The sequence below is a fragment of the Tritonibacter sp. SIMBA_163 genome, from assembly GCF_046535935.1.
In the GTDB taxonomy this organism is placed as follows: Bacteria; Pseudomonadota; Alphaproteobacteria; order Rhodobacterales; family Rhodobacteraceae; genus Epibacterium; species Epibacterium scottomollicae.
In genome coordinates, this window is sequence record NZ_JAWJBP010000905.1 from 1 (window position 1) to 252 (window position 252).

A 252-nucleotide genomic window follows, 5' to 3' on the forward strand; every position below is an offset into this window, starting at 1 on the left:
GCCGGCATCGGGCCAAAGCGGCTTGTCCGGACTGGAAATCATCACGCCCATCACCTCCGCCTTGGAGCCCTTGCGAAAGCGCTTTGGCGCTGGCTTTGATGTTTCAGGATCCGGCACATCGGTTTTGGCGGGAGACGACGGTCTCTCCGCCGCCACCTCGTCGGCCGGCTTGTCTTCGCGCAGCCCCTTGAAGGCTGCCTGACGGACCTGGCCATCTGTTGTCCAGCCGGCAAATTCGATTTCGGCGACAAG

General features: G+C 62.7%; 1 protein-coding gene. It reads right to left on the reverse strand.

Going from position 1 to position 252, the window contains the following annotated elements; all coding sequences use genetic code 11:
* The coding region (locus R0J92_RS24955) for a hypothetical protein (RefSeq protein ID WP_411053662.1) at positions 1 to 252 on the reverse strand (252 nt) is incomplete at both ends.